Below are 1,915 nucleotides of genomic sequence, written 5' to 3'. Positions count from 1 at the left end.
GCAGGCAGATCCGGGTCGATCGGCAGATACGCCGCGCCCGCCTTCAACACGCCCAGCAGCGCCACCACCATGTCGACACCACGGGGCAGACGGACGCCCACCACCGACTCCGGGCCGACACCCTGGTCGATCAGGAACCCCGCCAATCGCGCCGCCCGGTCGTTCAGCTCGCGGTACGAGACCGGAGCGCCCTCGAACACCAGCGCGGGAGCGTCCGGCGTCCGCGCCACCTGGGCCGTGAACAGCTCCGGAAGCGTCGTCGCCGGGACCGCGGCCGCGGTGTCGTTCCACTCGCGCAGGACCCGGTCCGCGTCGGCGGAATCGAGCACGGCGATGTCCGCCAGCAGGGTCCGCGACCCGTTCTCCAGCGCCGGTACCAGGCCCGCGACCGCCGTGCGCAGCATCGCCGCGACCGCGGCCGGGTCGATCGGCCCGACCGCGTCGACGGTGATCCGGAAGCCGGTCTGCTCGTCCTCGATCGAGACCGTCACCGGGTAGTTGGTGCTTTCCTGGGTGTAGACGGCGCGGACGCCCTCGAACCCGCCCGGGCCCGATGGCGCACCGCCCTCGGATCCGCCGGAGTTGTCGTGCCGGTAGTTGAACAGGGTGGTGAACAGGGGCAGGTCGCCGGGCACCCCGCTGACCCGCTGCGCCAGCGCCAGCGGCGCGTGCTCGTGCTCCAGCAGCCGCGCCAGCTGACCGCGCATCTCGTCGACCGCGGCCACCACGTCCAGACCGGCGGTCGGCACCCGCACCGGCAACGTGTTCATGAACAGACCAGGCACCCGGTCCGAACCCGCACCCGCGTTCATCCGCCCGAACAGCACCGTCCCGAACACCACGTCGTCCCGGCCCGACACCACCGACAGAACCCGCGCCCACGCCACGTGCATCACCGTCGCCGGGCTCACCCCGAGGCGGCGACCCACTTCCCGCAGCCGCCGGGCCAGCGCGGCGTCCAGCCGGACGCCGCCCCGCACCACGCCGGAGCCGTCGCCGTGGACGTCGCTGACGCCGAAGGCGGTCGTCGGCTCGTCCACGCCGGCCAGCAGGTCCCGGAAGAACGCCTCGTGCTCGCCGCTGTCCACCCCGCGCCGGGCCTGCGCCACGTAGTTGCGGAACGGCAGCGGCGCCGGCAGCGTGTCCTCGCGGCCGGCGAGCACGGCCTCCACCTCGGCGGTGACCACGTCCATCGCGGTGTGGTCCTGCACCAGGTGGTGCATGCGCAGCAGGCCGAGCCACCGCCCGCCGGAGATCTCGGTGACGTGCAGGTCCAGCAGTGGGGCGCGGCCCAGGTCCATGGACCGGCCGACCATCGCCACGAGGTCGGCGACCGCGTCCTCGGTGCCGCCGGGCAGGGCGACCTCGGTCACCGGCAGCGCCACGGCGCGCCGGACCACCTGGAGCGGTTCCCGCAGCCCGTCCCACACCACGGCGGTGCGGAACACGTCGTGCCGGTCGATGACGTGCTGGAGCGCCCGGGCGAACCCGTCCAGCCGGCCGCGGTCGGCGAACGCGATCACCGTCGGCGAGACGTAGGCGTCCGAGCCGCCGTCGGCGAGCAGGTGGTGGAACAGGATGCCTTCCTGCAGCGGCGCGAGCGGGTAGATGTCGGCGACGTTGGCCGCGCCGCCCTCGACGCCGGCGATCACGGCCGCGAGGTCTTCCGTGGTCAGCTCGACGAGCGGCAGCATGTCGGGGGTGATCGCCTGCGCGCCCGCGGGGATCCGGTTCGGCGGCACCTCGACGGTCGCGCCCGCGGCCGCGGCGGCGAGCCCGGCGGGGGTCGGCGTCTCGAACAGCGCCCGCGCCGACACCGTCACACCCCGCACCCGCAGCCACTCGACCAGCTGCACAGCGAGGAGCGAGTGCCCGCCGAGGGCGAAGAAGTCGTCGTCAACCCCCGCGGCGTCGA

Annotated in this window: 1 protein-coding gene; it reads right to left on the bottom strand. The window is 74.3% G+C overall.

The window, feature by feature from the left end:
* Positions 1 to 1,915, bottom strand: a 1,915-nt coding sequence (locus AB0J72_RS58890; protein WP_363418031.1) for a condensation domain-containing protein, incomplete at both ends; no start/stop codon positions are given.

This window comes from Dactylosporangium sp. NPDC049742, from assembly GCF_040674675.1.
GTDB lineage: Bacteria > Actinomycetota > Actinomycetes > Mycobacteriales > Micromonosporaceae > Dactylosporangium > Dactylosporangium maewongense.
This window is presented reverse-complemented; position numbering and strand designations above follow the sequence as displayed.